This is a genomic window from Ensifer adhaerens, from assembly GCF_001270265.1.
Taxonomy (GTDB): domain Bacteria; phylum Pseudomonadota; class Alphaproteobacteria; order Rhizobiales; family Rhizobiaceae; genus Ensifer; species Ensifer adhaerens_B.
Genome location: NZ_LGAP01000011.1, coordinates 37,762 through 52,194, shown reverse-complemented (window position 1 = coordinate 52,194; position 14,433 = coordinate 37,762). Strand labels below are relative to the sequence as shown.

14 protein-coding genes are annotated in these 14,433 nt (G+C 61.9%); 5 read left to right on the top strand and 9 right to left on the bottom strand.

Annotated features, from left to right (window positions below):
* Window positions 1–10: 10 nt before the first annotated feature.
* Window positions 11–301 carry a hypothetical protein gene (locus AC244_RS17450; RefSeq protein ID WP_202596089.1) on the bottom strand — a complete coding sequence of 97 codons (291 nt, stop codon included), beginning with the start codon at window positions 299–301 and terminating at the stop codon, window positions 11–13.
* An 11-nt stretch (window positions 302–312) separates the two neighbouring features.
* On the bottom strand, window positions 313–1,845 hold the full coding sequence (locus tag AC244_RS17445) for an acyl-CoA carboxylase subunit beta (protein WP_053250095.1): 1,533 nt from the start codon (window positions 1,843–1,845) through the stop codon (window positions 313–315).
* Between the two features lie 141 nt (window positions 1,846–1,986).
* Here AC244_RS17445 and AC244_RS17440 point away from each other — a divergent pair, with 141 nt between their 5' ends.
* The 4 genes from AC244_RS17440 (at window position 1,987) to mmsB (ending at window position 6,701) form a co-directional block, all read left to right on the top strand.
* Complete coding sequence (locus AC244_RS17440; RefSeq protein ID WP_053250094.1) at window positions 1,987–3,405, top strand: helix-turn-helix domain-containing protein; 1,419 nt, start codon at window positions 1,987–1,989, stop codon at window positions 3,403–3,405.
* Between the two features lie 123 nt (window positions 3,406–3,528).
* Window positions 3,529–4,671, top strand: a complete 1,143-nt coding sequence (locus AC244_RS17435; RefSeq protein WP_053250093.1) for an isobutyryl-CoA dehydrogenase — start codon at window positions 3,529–3,531, stop codon at window positions 4,669–4,671.
* 12 nt (window positions 4,672–4,683) lie between these two features.
* Window positions 4,684–5,748 (top strand): enoyl-CoA hydratase/isomerase family protein, encoded by a 1,065-nt coding sequence (locus AC244_RS17430; protein WP_053250092.1) that lies wholly within the window; start codon window positions 4,684–4,686, stop codon window positions 5,746–5,748.
* Window positions 5,749–5,804: 56 nt separating this feature from the next.
* Window positions 5,805–6,701 (top strand): 3-hydroxyisobutyrate dehydrogenase, encoded by an 897-nt coding sequence (gene mmsB / locus AC244_RS17425; protein ID WP_053250091.1) that lies wholly within the window; start codon window positions 5,805–5,807, stop codon window positions 6,699–6,701.
* A gap of 77 nt (window positions 6,702–6,778) precedes the next feature.
* On the opposite strand, the gene AC244_RS17420 is transcribed toward mmsB, so the two are convergent.
* Window positions 6,779–7,189, bottom strand: a complete 411-nt coding sequence (locus tag AC244_RS17420) for a tautomerase family protein (RefSeq protein ID WP_053250204.1) — start codon at window positions 7,187–7,189, stop codon at window positions 6,779–6,781.
* 104 nt (window positions 7,190–7,293) lie between these two features.
* Here AC244_RS17420 and AC244_RS17415 point away from each other — a divergent pair, with 104 nt between their 5' ends.
* Complete coding sequence (locus AC244_RS17415) at window positions 7,294–8,157, top strand: LysR substrate-binding domain-containing protein (protein WP_053250090.1); 864 nt, start codon at window positions 7,294–7,296, stop codon at window positions 8,155–8,157.
* A 15-nt stretch (window positions 8,158–8,172) separates the two neighbouring features.
* On the opposite strand, the gene AC244_RS17410 is transcribed toward AC244_RS17415, so the two are convergent.
* The 6 genes from AC244_RS17410 to AC244_RS17385 all read right to left on the bottom strand — a co-directional run bounded on the left by AC244_RS17410 (window position 8,173) and on the right by AC244_RS17385 (window position 14,431).
* On the bottom strand, window positions 8,173–8,922 hold the full coding sequence (locus tag AC244_RS17410; protein WP_053250089.1) for an SDR family oxidoreductase: 750 nt from the start codon (window positions 8,920–8,922) through the stop codon (window positions 8,173–8,175).
* Window positions 8,923–9,037: 115 nt separating this feature from the next.
* Entirely contained in the window at window positions 9,038–10,669 is a 1,632-nt protein-coding gene (locus AC244_RS17405; protein WP_053250088.1) for a glycosyltransferase, read from the bottom strand.
* A 3-nt stretch (window positions 10,670–10,672) separates the two neighbouring features.
* Window positions 10,673–11,788: a DegT/DnrJ/EryC1/StrS family aminotransferase gene (locus AC244_RS17400; RefSeq protein ID WP_053250087.1), complete on the bottom strand. Its 1,116-nt coding sequence runs from the start codon at window positions 11,786–11,788 to the stop codon at window positions 10,673–10,675.
* Window positions 11,785–12,276 carry an acyltransferase gene (locus AC244_RS17395; RefSeq protein WP_053250086.1) on the bottom strand — a complete coding sequence of 164 codons (492 nt, stop codon included), beginning with the start codon at window positions 12,274–12,276 and terminating at the stop codon, window positions 11,785–11,787. The genes AC244_RS17400 and AC244_RS17395 overlap by 4 nt, the downstream gene beginning before the upstream one ends.
* Window positions 12,276–13,424, bottom strand: a complete 1,149-nt coding sequence (locus tag AC244_RS17390; RefSeq protein WP_053250085.1) for a DegT/DnrJ/EryC1/StrS family aminotransferase — start codon at window positions 13,422–13,424, stop codon at window positions 12,276–12,278. The genes AC244_RS17395 and AC244_RS17390 overlap by 1 nt, the downstream gene beginning before the upstream one ends.
* Window positions 13,421–14,431: an NAD-dependent epimerase/dehydratase family protein gene (locus AC244_RS17385; protein WP_053250084.1), complete on the bottom strand. Its 1,011-nt coding sequence runs from the start codon at window positions 14,429–14,431 to the stop codon at window positions 13,421–13,423. Before AC244_RS17385 ends, AC244_RS17390 begins: the two co-directional genes overlap by 4 nt.
* Window positions 14,432–14,433: the final 2 nt, after the last annotated feature.

Below are 14,433 nucleotides of genomic sequence, written 5' to 3'. Positions count from 1 at the left end.
TGGTGTCGCGTCAGCGTTTGAATTTGCGCCGGTAGGGCAGGAGCGCGATGGACGATGCCGCAACGGCGCCGCCGAAGAGCAGCGCAAAGGGCACGACGACCATGGCCGTGGCGAGAATGGGGCTGGTGGAGCGGGCGATATGGGTGCCGACGGCGCCGATGTTGAGCCAGATCAGCACGCCGGCGACGGTTGCCCCGGTCGCCAGGCCGTAGAGCGCGTTGACCGCCATGTAACGCAGCATCTCGCGGTGGTCGCGGCGGGCCTCTTCGGGCGTCATGATGCGTTCGCGTTCCGGCTCCATGGTTGCCTCCATCATAAGGGGATCGTGTCGTGCTTGCGCCAGCGGAGATCGACCTGCTTGTTGCGAAGCGAGGCGAACGCGCGGGCGATCCGGCGGCGCGAGGAGTGGGGCATGATCACTTCATCGATGAAGCCACGTTCGGCGGCGACGAACGGGTTGGCGAAGCGCTCCTCGTATTCCGTCGTGCGCGCCGCGATCTTCTCGGCGTCGCCGAGTTCGGACCGGTAGAGGATTTCGGTTGCCCCCTTGGCGCCCATGACGGCGATTTCGGCCGTTGGCCAGGCATAGTTGACGTCGGCGCCGATATGCTTGGAGGCCATAACGTCATAGGCGCCGCCATAGGCCTTGCGGGTAATCAGCGTCACCATCGGCACGGTCGCCTGGCTGTAGGCAAAAAGCAGCTTGGCGCCATGCTTGATGACGCCGCCATATTCCTGGGCGGTGCCGGGCAGGAAGCCGGGCACGTCGACGAGGGTCAGGATCGGGATCGAGAAGGCGTCGCAGAACCGGACGAAGCGGGCCGCCTTACGGGAACTGTCGATATCGAGGCAGCCGGCAAGGACCATCGGCTGGTTTGCGACGACGCCGACGGTCTGGCCTTCCATGCGGATGAAGCCGGTGATGATGTTGCGCGCGAAACTCTGCTGCAGCTCGAAGAAGTCGCCCTCGTCGGCAAGCGCAAGGATCAGCTCCTTCATGTCGTAGGGCTTGGCCGCGCTGTCGGGGATGAGGCTGTCCAGCCGCCGTTCCAGCCGCGACGGATCATCGTGGAAAGGCCGGACCGGCGGCTTTTCGCGGTTGTTCAGCGGCAGGAAATCGAAGAGCAGGCGCACATGCTCCAGCGTCTCGATGTCGTTCTCATAGGCCGCGTCGGCGACGGAAGACTTTTTCGTGTGCGTGCCGGCGCCGCCGAGTTCTTCGGCTGTGACGATCTCGTTGGTAACGGTCTTCACCACGTCGGGACCGGTGACGAACATGTAGGACGAATCGCGCACCATGAAGATGAAGTCGGTCATCGCGGGCGAATAGACGGCGCCGCCCGCGCACGGACCCATGATCACCGAGATCTGAGGGATGACACCCGATGCCTCGGCGTTGCGGCGGAAGACTTCGGCATAGCCTGCAAGCGAGGCGACGCCTTCCTGGATGCGAGCGCCGCCTGAGTCGTTGAGGCCGATGACGGGGGCGCCGTTCCTGACCGCCATGTCCATGATCTTGCAGATCTTCTGCGCGTGGGTTTCCGACAGCGAGCCGCCGAGCACGGTAAAGTCCTGGGAGAACACATAGACCTGCCGGCCGTTGATCGTGCCCCAGCCGGTGACGACGCCGTCGCCGGCGACCTTCTGGCTGTCCATGCCGAAGTCGACGCAGCGATGCGTCACATACATGTCGTATTCTTCAAAGGAATCTTCATCGAGCAGAACCTCGATGCGCTCGCGCGCCGTCAGCTTGCCTTTACCGTGTTGGGCGTCGATGCGGCGTTGACCGCCGCCGGCCCTTGCCTCCGCCCGGCGAGCTTCGACCTGTTCGAGTATGGCGCGCATAAATCCCTCCCGGTTTTTGTGTGATTGTGCAGAGGCGTTTGTCGCTTCGCAATAGCGTCGAAGGTCGGATGGCAAAACGCCCGTTCATGTGCAAATGTGAAATAGAGAATATTGCGAAATGTAAATTGCAAAGTTGCGAACATGGCGATCGGCAAACTCTATATCGGCCGCAAGGTCAGGGAACTTCGGGACGCAAATCGGGCGACGCAGGGGCAGTTTGCCGAGCGCATCGGCATTTCCACCAGCTACCTCAACCAGATCGAGAATAACCAACGGCCCGTCTCGGCTTCCGTTCTTCTGGCGCTTGCCGAAAAGTTTCAGATCGATATTGCCGAACTTTCGACCGGGGAGGGCGACAGGCTGCTGTCGGCCCTGTCGGAAGCGCTGAGCGACCCGCTGTTCGAGACCTATTCGCCGAGCCTGCAGGAATTGAAGCTGATAACCCAGAACGCGCCAGGACTGGCGCATGCGCTGATCAGCTGCCATCAGGCCTATCGGCGCAACGGCGAGCAGCTTGCCAGCATCGATGATACCATCGGCCGCGGCGGACCTTCGGTGGAGACGACGCCCTATGAAGAAGTCCGCGACTTCTTTCACTTCGTCGACAACTACATCCACGACATCGATCTTCTCGCCGAACGGCTGGCAGGCGAGCTCGGGCTTGGCGAGGACGACAACCATGCAGCGCTGGCGGCCTATCTCGAGCAGCGCCACGGTGTGCGCGTATTGCGGGGGGCGGCCGGCGACGAGGCGATCCGACGCTACGACCCCCGCGCACGTCTGCTGACGCTGAACCCCTATGCTCCGACGGCGACACGCGACTTTCAGATTGCGCTTCAGATCGCCCAGCTCCACGCCCGGGAAGAGATCGACCGGGTTGCCGGCGGCGCCGGTTTCCGCACCGAAGAAGCCTACGAGATCTGTCGCATCGGGCTGCAGAATTATTTCGCCGGTGCTCTGATCCTGCCTTACCAGGCCTTCCACAAGGCAGCGCGCGAACTTCGGCACGACATCGAGCTTTTGGCGGCTCGCTTCGGTGCGTCGCTGGAACAGGTCTGTCACCGCCTGTCGACGCTGCAGCGCCCCGGCCAGAAGGGTGTGCCGATCTTCTTCGCGCGCATCGACCGGGCCGGCAATATCACCAAGCGCCATAGTGCTGCCAAGCTGCAGTTCGCCCGCTTTGGCGCGGCCTGTCCGCTCTGGAACGTGCACCAGGCCTTCGAGACGCCCGGTCGCATCATTCGCCAGCTCGCCGAGACGCCCGATGGCGTGCGCTATCTCTGCCTTGCGACACAGATCACCAAGGGCGGTGGCGGCTTTCGCGCGGCACAGCCGCGTTATGCCTTGGCGCTCGGTTGCGAAATCTCCTACGCCGACGCCTTCGTCTATGCCGACGATCTCGATCTCGGCAACCGCGCGGCGTTCGATCCGATCGGCATTTCCTGCCGGATCTGCGAGCGCACGAAATGCGCCAGCCGTGCGGTACCGCCGTTGAAGCGAAAGCTGATCGTCGATCATGACTTGCGCGGCGCTCTGCCGTATCGTCTGAGTGAGAGCTGATGGAGGTTGATGACGGTTCTGTTCGTTTTTGAACAGAACCTGTGAGAAGTTGCACCTGTGCCTGTACGGAATTTGGTGTAACTAGCCCCAATCGTTCAATATGCGGTCAGGGAGGACATGCATATGGATTTTCGCCCGTCTGAGGAACAGGAAGCCATTCGCCAGATGGCGCTCGATTTCGCTCGTGACGAATTGGCGCCCAACGCCATCGAGTGGGACCAGGAAAAGCATTTCCCGGTCGATAAGCTACAGGCCGCAGCCGCGCTCGGCATGGCGGGCATCTATGTCCGTGAAGATGTCGGCGGCACTGGCCTGACGCGGCTCGACGCCGCGATCATCATCGAAGCGCTGGCAACCGGCTGCCCGGCGGTCGCCTCCTTCGTTTCCATTCACAACATGTGCTGCGGCATGATCGACCGCTATGGCACCGACGAGCAGCGGCAGCGGCTGCTGCCGCAACTGCTGAGCATGGAAATACTGGCGAGCTACTGCCTGACCGAGCCGGGATCCGGTTCGGATGCGGCCGCGCTCAAGACTAAGGCCGTCAAGGACGGCGACAGTTACGTCCTGACCGGCCAGAAGCAGTTCATCTCCGGTGCCGGCGTGTCCGGCCTTTATGTGATCATGGCGAGAACCGGCGAGGATGGGCCGAAGGGCATCTCCACCTTCGTGGTGGAAAAGGATGCGCCGGGCCTCACCTTCGGGGCGAACGAGAAAAAGATGGGATGGCACGTCCAGCCGACGCGCGCTGTGATGCTCGATGGCGTGCGGATTCCCGCTGAAAACCGCCTCGGCGCCGAAGGCGACGGCTTCAAGATTGCCATGGGCGGGCTCGACGGTGGCCGGTTGAACATTGCCGCGGCCTCGCTCGGCGGTGCACAGGCGGCCTTCGACAAGGCCCTTGCCTATGTTCAGGAGCGCCGAGCCTTCGGCAAGGCGATCGGCGAGTTCCAGGCGCTGCAGTTTCGCCTGGCCGATATGGCAACCGACCTTGAGATCGCCCGCACGTTTCTATGGCGTGCAGCCTCGGCGCTTGATGCCGGTGACCCGGAAGCGACCAAACTCTGCGCCATGGCCAAGCGCTTCGTCACCGATCGTTGCTTTGACGTCGCCAACGATGCGTTGCAGCTCCACGGCGGCTACGGCTATCTCGCCGACTACGGCGTCGAGAAGATTGTCAGGGATCTGAGAGTGCACCAGATACTCGAGGGCACCAACGAGATCATGCGGCTTATCGTGGCGCGCTCGATCATCGGCCGGAAATAGGAAGGGCTTTTCATGGAAATGCAGGCGGTAGCACCGGAAGTCATTGTCGAAAGCCAGGGCGCAGTTGGTCGCATCCGGCTCAATCGCACAAGGGCGCTGAACAGCCTCAATGTGCCGATGATCCGGTTGATCGCCGAAGCGCTGACCGAGTTCGAGAACGACCCTACGGTCGCGGCCGTCATGGTGACGGGCGAGGGTGAGCGCGGGCTTTGCGCCGGGGGCGACATCCGCATGATTTATGAGAGTGGACGTGAGCGGCCGGCCGAAGGCGCACAGTTCTGGCGCGAGGAGTTCATCGTCAACAGCCGGATTTCCGCGTACCCGAAGCCCTACATCGCCATCATGGACGGCATCGTCATGGGCGGTGGCGTCGGTATTTCGGCGCATGGCAGCCACCGTGTCGTGACTGAGCGCACGCGGCTGGCCATGCCGGAAACCGGTATCGGCTATTTTCCGGATGTCGGCGCAACCTGGCTCCTGCCGCATGCGCCCGGCGAGTTCGGCACCTATCTCGGCCTCACCGGCCGCGATATCGGTGCCACTGACGCGATCCATGCGCGGCTTGCCGACCATTACGTCCCGACCGGCAAACTCGACGATCTGATCCGTGCGCTTACCGCGCTGCCGTCTTTGGCCACGGCGGCGGATGTAGACGCCGCAATTCGGCGCGTTGCCGTCCAGGCGCCATCCTCACCGCTTGCGGCACATTTGAAGGCAATCGACCGATGCTTCGCTTTCGATACGATCGAAGAGATCCTATCGGCGCTCGAGGCGGAAGACACCGATTTCGGTCGGGAAACGCTGGCCCTGCTTCACTCGCGTTCTGCTCTGAGCATGAAACTGACGCTCGATCTTTTGCGTGCCGGGCGAAAAAGCGCCTCGCTCAATGAATGCCTCGAGCGCGAATACTCGGCCACGCTCGGCATGCTTTCCAATCCCGATTTCTATGAGGGTGTGCGGGCCGCCGTTATCGACAAGGACCGCAGCCCGAAATGGTCGGTGGGCTTGTCCGACGTGACGGAAGAGATGCGCGCGCGTTTCGCGAGCCGAGATCACCTGCCACTGTTTGTCGCCTGAAGGGAGCCAGCCGCTCCGATCGGCGCGGGTCGAATTGCAATCCAGGAGGAGTGAAGATGACGAAGATCGCCTTTATCGGGCTTGGAAACATGGGCGGCCCAATGGCGGCCAATCTGGTGAAGGCGGGTCACGCGGTGACCGGCTTCGACCTGTCGGAGGCATCGCGCAACGCCGCGGCCAAGACAGGTGTTTCGGTCGCGGGTTCGATCGCGCATGCGGTGCGTGAGGCGGAATGCGTCATCACCATGCTGCCGGCCGGTGCCCATGTCCTCTATGTCTGGGATGAGCTGCTCGGCTTCGTTGATCCCGGCACATTGCTGATCGACAGCTCGACCATCGATGTCGACAGCGCCCGCAAGGCGCATGCGCTTGCCGACAAGGCCGGATGCCCGTCGCTCGACGCGCCGGTCTCCGGCGGAACCGGCGGAGCTGCCGCCGGGACGTTGACGTTCATGGTGGGCGGCGCGGACGATGCCTTTTCCCGCGGCAAACCGCTGCTCGACGCCATGGGCAAGAAGATCGTTCATTGCGGCGACGTCGGCGCGGGCCAGGCGGCAAAGATCTGCAACAACATGATCCTCGGCATTTCCATGGCCGGCGTCTGCGAGGCCTTTGTGCTCGCCGAGCGCCTCGGCCTGTCGCATCAGGCACTGTTCGACGTTGCGTCGACCTCTTCCGGCCAATGCTGGTCGTTGACGACCTATTGCCCGGTACCAGGACCCGTGCCGACGTCGCCCGCCAACAACGACTACAAGCCGGGTTTTGCGGCAAGCCTGATGCTGAAGGACCTGAAGCTGTCGCAACAGGCGGCAAGCACGAGCGGCGCCTCGACGCCCATGGGTGCCCAGGCCGCCCAGCTTTATTCCATGTTTGAAAAGCTCGGCCATGGCGCCGAAGACTTCTCAGCGCTTATTCGTCTGCTGCGCGGTAACGAAGAGGCGAAGCCCGGCTGATCAGGCACGACAGATTTGTGGCGTCGATCCGAACCGACGCCGCATATCCACATTGGCTCAATCGTCAATGTTGGCGTCTAGGCTGCCGCTTTGAGCTTGTTGCTGATGTAGCGAAACTCCTGCGTCTTGCCTTCGAAACCATAGGCGGCAGCGGAGACTTCGTGTACGAGAATATAGCTTTCCGAATGCACATTGCCGAGCAGCTGCTGGAAGCCGGCGAACACGGCCTCAAGGTAACTCGCCATCTCCTGCTTGGTGTTGGTGCCGTCCACCACCTTGATATCGAGCCAGAAACTGTTGGTGCCCTGTGCGGCAAGCGAACGACCGCCGGCGAACCAGTGCGCCGGGTCGGCGTAGTTGACGACGATGGCCGTAATCGTAGGGTCCTTGTGCAGATGCTTAGCGGTCAAATCGCTGACGGCGGCGGCGATGCGCCGGGAAAGGGCGGGGTCGGCTTTGCCGGTGACGGTGATATTGATGATGGGCATGATCGGCTCCTTCGAACGCCGGTTGGTGTTGAGCAAATCTCGCACTCCTCTTGGTGAACTAAAATCGAATTGTTCTTGATCAACAATTCGATTATAGTGAAGTTATGCAAACGCTCGACCCAGACCTGCTGCGCACGTTCCTGGCCTTTGCCGAAAGCGGCTCGCTGGCGCATGCCGCCACGGTCGTTGGACGAACCCCTTCGGCAGTCACTGCCCAGATGCAGCGGTTGGAGGCGCTGATCGGGGAAGCGTTGCTGGCACCGTCCGGTCGCGGCCGCGTGCTGACGCCGGCCGGCGAAGACGTGGTCGTGCATGCCCGCAAGATCCTCGACGCGCACCGCGACGCCTGGCTCAGCCTTAGGGGTGCGCGGACCGACGGACGCGTGTCGCTCGGCTGCACCCAGGATTTTGCCGACAGCACGTTGCCGGCACTGCTGCAACAGTTTGCGCGTGCCCACCCGCGGGTGCGGCTGGATCTGCGGGTAGGTCGCTCGAAAGAACTGGTGAGCCAATACGACCAGGGCGCGGTCGACGTGATGATTGTGATGCGGCAAGGCGGGGCGGTCGACGAAATCGCGGTGCTGCGCGAACCGATGGTCTGGCTGTGTGCGTCGCCTGATGTCATGCTTGCCGACGAGCAATTGCCGCTTGCCGTCCTCGATCAGCCCTGCGGTTTCCGTTCAGCGGCCGTCGATGCGCTCGAGACAAGTGGTCGGCCCTACCGGATCGCAGCGACAAGCCCGAGCCTCTCAGGCCTGCGGGCCGCAGTTCGCAGCGGCATCGCGTTGACAGCAAGAACTGAACGCTTCGTCGGCGAGGGCGTGGCGATTGCGCCGGAAAGGCTCGCGCTGCCAACCCTACCCGATGCCGAATTCAGCCTGCGTCTCAAGGGGAATGCCGAAAAGGCCGCGACCACACTTGCGGGCCTGCTTGCCGATGGGCTTTCAAAGCCGTTCGTTGCGCGCTAACGGCCGCAGCGGGCCTTACATCTGAACCGTCATGCCGCCGTCGACCGTCAAGGTGATGCCGTTGACGAAGCTTGCGGCCGGCGATGCAAGGAACACGGCAGCAGGCGCAATCTCCTCCGGCCGGCCCCAGCGCTTCAATGGGATGCGGACATCGACGAACTGCTGCAACACGGGATCGGCGGCAAGCGCGGCGTTTGTTTCCGTCGCAAACCAGCCGGGTGCGATGGCATTGACCGTCAGGTTGTCGGAGCCGAGTTCGACCGCAAGCGATCGCGTCAACGCCTCAAGTCCGCCCTTTGCCGCGGTATAGGCAGGGTCACCGGCGCGGGCTGTAAAGGCCGCGATCGAGGTGACGAAGATCAGCCGCCCGGCGATCGACTGCCGGAGATAGCGCAGCGCCGCCTTGGCCATCCCGTAGGCGGCAGTCAGATCAGTGTTGATGAGGGCCGCAAAGCCGGCCGCATCCATATCGTCGGTACCGCGGCGGTCGCGCTCTCCAACGGCGTGGATCAGAATATCCAGCTTTCCGGTGCTGCGTGCCGCCGCCGCCAGGATCTCTTCAGTATCCGTCGTCACGTCGCCAGCCACGATCTCGAGCCTGATGCCTTCGCTCGCGACCTGATCGCGCGCGGCATCCAAAGTCAACCGATTGCGGCCGTTGATCGCGACAGATGCGCCCGCTTTGGCGAGTGCCTTTGCCATCTCAAGGCCAAGTCCACGGCCACCGCCGGTGACCAGTGCGGTCTTTCCTGTCAGATCAAACATATCTTGCCTCGTCTTGCCTGTACGAAGGACTTTGGCCGGACGGGAAGGTGGAGGCAAGCTTCGACAGAGGTTATGGAAGCGACGAGGCCGTCGATATCAACGGCCTCGCACCAATTCAGCTCGTCCCGAGCATGATCTTGGACCGGCCGTCGAGAACGGCACCGTAGCGAATCCGATCGGCCCTGCTATTGGCAGCGAGCACGCGCTCGGCAAGGGAGATCCAGGTTGCGAGATCCTCTTGGCCAAGCCAATGGATCGACAAGCAGTCGCCAGGCTCGGGACCATCGACGCCGGTCGCGTGGTCATCGAGTTCATCAGCATCGGCACGCCATAGCCATTGCATGCGCCGGATGCTGACGTGGGGAGCGTCGATCGCACGCTCCAGCATCAGGTCGCGAAGGCCTTCATCTTCCAGCAGTTCGGCAAGCATCAACAGCCAGGCGATTTCGACCGGATCGAGGCGGCCGAGTTCCGGGTCCGATTGGCCCTGGGCATTGCCTCTGCGGCTGAGCCAAAGGGCCGCCTGGTTGAGGTCACCCTCAAGAAGCGCGATGACGCCCATCAGGATCCAGGGCTCCGCCACATGACCGATCCAGGTGGTCAGCTCGTTGAGCCCTGCCTTGGTTGACGTAAGGTCTTCTCCCGAGAGGATCGCGTCGCGCGCCGACCGCAGGACGGCGGACATCGGGCTATCGAAGATGACGGCGTCGGCAATCCACGGTGTGCCAGGAGCGGCCGGGACATTCTCGAACCGTCCGAATTTGCCCTGCTGCTGCACGATTTCGCCCGGCTGAAGCCTGATGCGGCATTCGAACCAATCGAGCATGTGTGTCCAGGATTGCCGGGTATAGCGGCTGTGAACGAGGTCGTGCCCCTGCTTGCAGATATAGGAATAGAGATCAGGGCTACGCGAGATCGCATTTATCTTGATATAGAGCTCGCGGCCGGAGCCGAGCACGCAATTCTCAAGATCGACGAAACCGTATTCCTTCAAGGGCTCCGATTCCGGCGCAACGAGGATGGCGCCGGATGCCGGGATCTCCAGATGTTTGCGAACGACGTAGTCCATCCGTGTGGTGTCGGAGATCGAGAAATAGCTCTGTGAAATCAGCTGCGAGTATTTCTCGTCACGTACTTCGAAGGGTGCCTGATGGTTCTTGTCGTAGCCGGGATGCGTGTAGACCAGTGTCGGGAACAGGCGTTGGACCTCTTCTGTCACCTGTGCACGCCAGGGGTAGAAGGTTGGGAACAGATGCCCACTGAAAACCGTGACGGGGATAATCTTGTCGAGTTTGTAATCCCGGAACACGGTCGGATCGATAAATTTTGGCAGTATGAAAGAGGTGATCCGCAGCAGTTCCGGCATATGTTGGATTTGTTCGTTGCCGGTGCAGAAAACCGTGTCGATGCCGTAGTTGTCTAGCATCTGCAGAATGAGCGGACGCATCGGGTCGTGCGGGTCGCAGTTGAGATACAGCGCACGCGGTACATGCGGATGCGCTTGTGCGTTGGCGATATTCAACCGGTGAGGTCGCCCCCAATGGACGGAGTCGAAGATCAGGAAATCGGGCTTCAACTGCTCGTAGACCTCAGCAAAGTCGAAGTCCTGCTCGATGACGCTAACGTCGCAGTGAAGCGCGAGCGCATGAACCCATTCATCGATAACCGTCGCTAGGACCGCCGCGCAGTTCGGGTTCTGTCGCGGTCGCACGCAGAGAACCTTGCGACGTTGTGCTGTCTCAGCCATGGCTCACTCTCCGTCGAAAAATGCAAGGACGGCGTCAATGACGCGTTTCTGCTGGTCGGCGCGCATGCCCGCAAACATCGGCAGCGACAGACCCTGTGATGCGAATTCCTCGGCGACAGGGAAGTCCGACTGCCCCGCAGCGATCTCGATCAGGCACGGCTGCCGGTGCAGCGGGATCGGGTAGTGCAGGCCCGTCTGGATGCCGTGTCCATCGAGATAAGCCTTCAACTCGTCGCGGCGATCCGTCCGCACCACATAGAGGTGATAGACATGGTCGCCGTGCACGATCTCAGGCAGCTTTAACGGCGTTGCTACCAGAGCGTCCTTGTAACGCGTGGCGATTGCGCGCCGTTGATCCGTCCAGGCGTCGAGGTGGCCGAGCTTGTGGCCAAGGACAAGCGCCTGGATGCCGTCCATCCGGTAGTTGTAGCCAATCCGTTCGTGCAGGTATCGCTGTGACTGCCCATGATCCCTGAGCGCCCGCAGCGCTTTGGCGTGCTCGTCGTCATTGGTGACGATAAGGCCGCCTTCGCCGGCCCCACCTAGGTTCTTGCCCGGGTAGAAACTGAAGCAACCGAGATCGCCGATCGTTCCGAGGCTGCGGCCGCCGTGACGTGCGCCGATCGCTTGCGCCACATCCTCGATGACCGTCAGGTTGTGGCGGCGAGCAAATTCCATCGTCGCCGACATGTCGGCCGGCTGCCCGTAGAGATGCACCGGAATGATAGCCTTGACGCCGTCATCGAGCCGGCGTTTGGCATCGGCGAGATCGATGGTGCCGGTGGCCGCGTCCACATCGCAGAAGACCGGGATCGCACCTTCGTAGAGAAGGCCCCATACCGTACCGATGAACGTATGGGCAGGCACCAGGACCTTGTCACCACGGCGAATTCCGGCGGCAATGACGGCGAGATGCAGGGCGGCGCTGCCGCTGCTGACGGCAACCGCATGTCGCGCGCCGAGATAGTCGGCGATGCGCCTTTCGAACTCGCTGGCCCATGGCCCCAGGCAAAAGGCATTTGCCTCGAACAGCCGCTCGACGTCGGGCATGACGTCGGCACGGATCTGGTTCCACTGGATCGAGAGATCGACGAAAGGTACTGTGGCGTGCGCGTTCATTCGGATGTCCGTTGCGAAGGGGAAGTTGAACCGACGATGCGGGCAGGATTGCCGGCGACGATTGCGTGGTCCGGGACGCTACGCGTCACGACGGCACCCGCGGCCACCAATGCGTATTGACCAATGACGAGATCCGGCAGAATCGTTGCGTTGCTACCGATCGAGGCGCCTTTGGAAACACGCGTCGGCAGGCAGGTCCAGTCGGCTGCCGATTGCAGGCTGCCGTCGTCATTGATCGCGCGCGGGTAGCGGTCGTTGGTAAACATCACGCCATGCCCGACAAAGACGCCGTCTTCGATCGTGACACCCGAGCAGATGAAGCAATGCGACTGGATCTTGCAGTTTGCGCCGATCTCGACGTCCGACTGGATCTCGACGAATGTGCCGACACGTGTGCCATCGCCGATCTTGCAGCCGTAGAGGTTTGCGAGATCCGGATGGTAGATGACGACGTTTTCACCCAGGAAGACAGTGTCGGCGATCGGCATCACTTCAATCCTTGTGCGGAAAGCGACGTCTTCAGGCCTTCGACCACGATCGCCTGCTCGTCTTCCGTCATGCTGTTGAACAGTGGAAGAATGAGATGGGTACGACTGACCTTCTCCGATCGTTCCAACCCGCCGTGACGGGCGTTTTGCCAGGGCTTTTCGAGATGGCTCGACATGATCGCGCGGCGGGTAGCGATGCCCTTGTCCAGCATGGATTGCATGACGCCGTCACGATCCGCTGTTTCAGGCAGGCCGACACAGTAGCTCTGAAAGTTCGAGCGCGCCCAGTCAGGTTCGATCGGCACGGCGATGCCGCCGATTTCGCTGATCTGCTCCGCGTAACGTCTCGCCAAGGCACGGCGCTCGGCAACGATGCTGTCCACCCGCTTCAATTGCTCGCGCCCGACCGCCGCTTGCATATCGGTCATGCGGTAGTTGAAGCCGGATTCATCATAGGTTTCGGTCACGACGCGGTTGGACTTGTGGCGGGCAAGATCCGAAACGCTCATGCCGTGCTGGCGAAGCAGACGGCAGCGCGCGTCAATTTCGGGGTCGTTCGTCGTAATCATTCCGCCTTCCCCTGTGGTCAGGATCTTGCGGGGATGGAATGAGAAGCAGGCGACATCGGCGAATATGCCGCCGAGCTTGGTCCAGGTGCCGTTGGCCTGGATTTCCGCACCGCTCGCACAGGCCGCATCTTCAACCACCCGCAGACCATGGGCGCGGGCGACCTCGCAAATCGCGGGAAGGTCGCAGGGCATGCCGATCTGATCGACGCATAGCACTGCCTTCGTGCGCGGGGTGATGAGCGCGGCGATTGCGCTCGGGTCGATATTGAAGCCGTCGGGACAAATATCGGCAAAAACCGGCGTTGCACCGCACATGTGAATGGAGTTGGCCGTGGCAATGAAGCTGTGGCTGACGGTGATGACTTCGTCACCCGGCCCGACGCCGACCGCAAGCAACGCCAGATGCAGGGCCGTTGTGCAGTTCGATACGGCGCAGGCATATGCAGCACCCGTCATGGCTGCAAATTCGTTTTCGAAGGCAAGAACCTGTGGGCCCTGCGTCAGCCAGCCGGAGGCGATGACCGCGGCAACGGCTTCGGCTTCGGCCTGGCCGACAAGAGGACGCATCAGCGGGATCATTGTGCTGCCTCCATCGCGAGCGCACGTTCCTGCTGCCACCACGCGACAAGATCGGACAGTCCCTGCTCAAGGCTGATCGTCGCTTCGAAGCGGAGCTGTTCTTTTGCCTTGGTTGGGTCGGCGAGACGCCGCTCGACCGGATTGACGCTTCGAGCCGGCATATATTCGATCGACAGATCTAGTCGTCCCATGGTCTTCAGCAGCGCATCGGCGAGTTGCTTGAGCGACACTTCCTCGCCAGAAGCCACGTTGTAGACCTGATCGGACGCCGGGGAGAGTGCTGCTGCGATATTGGCGCGTGCAACGTCACGAACATCGATGAAGTCCATCGTCTGCAGGCCGTCGCCGAAAATGATCGGTGCCTGTCCGGCGGCGATACGCTCCATCCAGCGGATAAGCACCTCGGTGTAGCGACCGTGGATATCCATGCGCGTGCCATAGACATTGAAATAGCGCAGGGCGCAGTAGTTCAGGCCGAACATGTCGTTGAACGAGCGAAGCAGGCTTTCGTTGAGGAGCTTGAGCCCGCCATAGAGCGTCCGGTCAGCATAGGGCGCTGCGGCCTCCGTCGTCGGGAACTCCGGTGCAAGCCCATAGATCGAGGCAGAAGAGGCGGCGATGAGCTTTTCGACGCGGTGCTTCACGCAGGCTTCGATGAGATCGAATGTCGATTGACCCATCACTTCGAAGGCGTGGCGCGGTTCGGCAGCGCAATGGGTGATGCGAAGGGCTGCCTGATGGAACACGACGTCGCTGTTGCCGATCAGCCTGTCGAGCAGGTCACGATCGCGAATGTCCGCGTTGATGACTTCGAGGCGATCGGGGTGGGCAACTGATGCAAGGTTGGCGAGCCTACCGCGCACCATGTTGTCGATGACGACGACCTTTGCCACGTCTTGCTGCATCAGTTGATCGACTATATGCGAGCCGACAAAGCCGGCTCCTCCTGTGACCAGGATGCGCTTGCCATTTAGGGTGTTGACGGTCTTGGACGATGTGTTCTGCATTG

What these genes read in the sequence shown, in the direction of transcription:
- AC244_RS17450 (WP_202596089.1), bottom strand. Translation starts at nt 301, where the DNA reads ATGGAGCCGGAACGCGAACGCATCATGACGCCCGAAGAGGCCCGCCGC.
- AC244_RS17445 (WP_053250095.1), bottom strand. Translation starts at nt 1,845, where the DNA reads ATGCGCGCCATACTCGAACAGGTCGAAGCTCGCCGGGCGGAGGCAAGG.
- AC244_RS17440 (WP_053250094.1), top strand. Translation starts at nt 1,987, where the DNA reads ATGGCGATCGGCAAACTCTATATCGGCCGCAAGGTCAGGGAACTTCGG.
- AC244_RS17435 (WP_053250093.1), top strand. Translation starts at nt 3,529, where the DNA reads ATGGATTTTCGCCCGTCTGAGGAACAGGAAGCCATTCGCCAGATGGCG.
- AC244_RS17430 (WP_053250092.1), top strand. Translation starts at nt 4,684, where the DNA reads ATGGAAATGCAGGCGGTAGCACCGGAAGTCATTGTCGAAAGCCAGGGC.
- mmsB (WP_053250091.1), top strand. Translation starts at nt 5,805, where the DNA reads ATGACGAAGATCGCCTTTATCGGGCTTGGAAACATGGGCGGCCCAATG.
- AC244_RS17420 (WP_053250204.1), bottom strand. Translation starts at nt 7,189, where the DNA reads ATGCCCATCATCAATATCACCGTCACCGGCAAAGCCGACCCCGCCCTT.
- AC244_RS17415 (WP_053250090.1), top strand. Translation starts at nt 7,294, where the DNA reads ATGCAAACGCTCGACCCAGACCTGCTGCGCACGTTCCTGGCCTTTGCC.
- AC244_RS17410 (WP_053250089.1), bottom strand. Translation starts at nt 8,922, where the DNA reads ATGTTTGATCTGACAGGAAAGACCGCACTGGTCACCGGCGGTGGCCGT.
- AC244_RS17405 (WP_053250088.1), bottom strand. Translation starts at nt 10,669, where the DNA reads ATGGCTGAGACAGCACAACGTCGCAAGGTTCTCTGCGTGCGACCGCGA.
- AC244_RS17400 (WP_053250087.1), bottom strand. Translation starts at nt 11,788, where the DNA reads ATGAACGCGCACGCCACAGTACCTTTCGTCGATCTCTCGATCCAGTGG.
- AC244_RS17395 (WP_053250086.1), bottom strand. Translation starts at nt 12,276, where the DNA reads ATGCCGATCGCCGACACTGTCTTCCTGGGTGAAAACGTCGTCATCTAC.
- AC244_RS17390 (WP_053250085.1), bottom strand. Translation starts at nt 13,424, where the DNA reads ATGATCCCGCTGATGCGTCCTCTTGTCGGCCAGGCCGAAGCCGAAGCC.
- AC244_RS17385 (WP_053250084.1), bottom strand. Translation starts at nt 14,431, where the DNA reads ATGCAGAACACATCGTCCAAGACCGTCAACACCCTAAATGGCAAGCGC.